Source organism: Vibrio sp. S457-15, assembly GCF_000960545.1.
In the GTDB taxonomy this organism is placed as follows: domain Bacteria; phylum Pseudomonadota; class Gammaproteobacteria; order Enterobacterales; family Vibrionaceae; genus Vibrio; species Vibrio parahaemolyticus.
Genome location: NZ_JYOQ01000144.1, coordinates 1 through 278 on the forward strand (window position 1 = coordinate 1; position 278 = coordinate 278).

The following is a 278-nucleotide window of genomic DNA, read 5'->3' on the forward strand; positions in this document are numbered from 1 at the left end:
GACTCAAATTCCAAGAACACTTGAATGTGTTATTTTGGTGTTTGTCTTAAAGACAAACATTGAGAACTTTACAAACAACAATAAATTGTTGTTTTGTCAGCTTTCCAAATTGTTAAAGAGCTATGTTAGCTACAAGCTTGCGCTTGTGAACTATCAATCTGTGTGGACACTCATCGTGAGTAATCATCGTTTAAGGAGGTGATCCAGCGCCAGGTTCCCCTAGCGCTACCTTGTTACGACTTCACCCCAGTCATGAACCACAAAGTGGTAAGCGTCCC

General features: G+C 41.0%; 1 rRNA gene. It reads right to left on the reverse strand.

Features of this window, described 5'->3' with window-relative positions:
* Window positions 1–191: 191 nt before the first annotated feature.
* Window positions 192–278: ribosomal RNA gene (locus UF05_RS16545) — 16S ribosomal RNA — on the reverse strand; the annotation flags it as partial.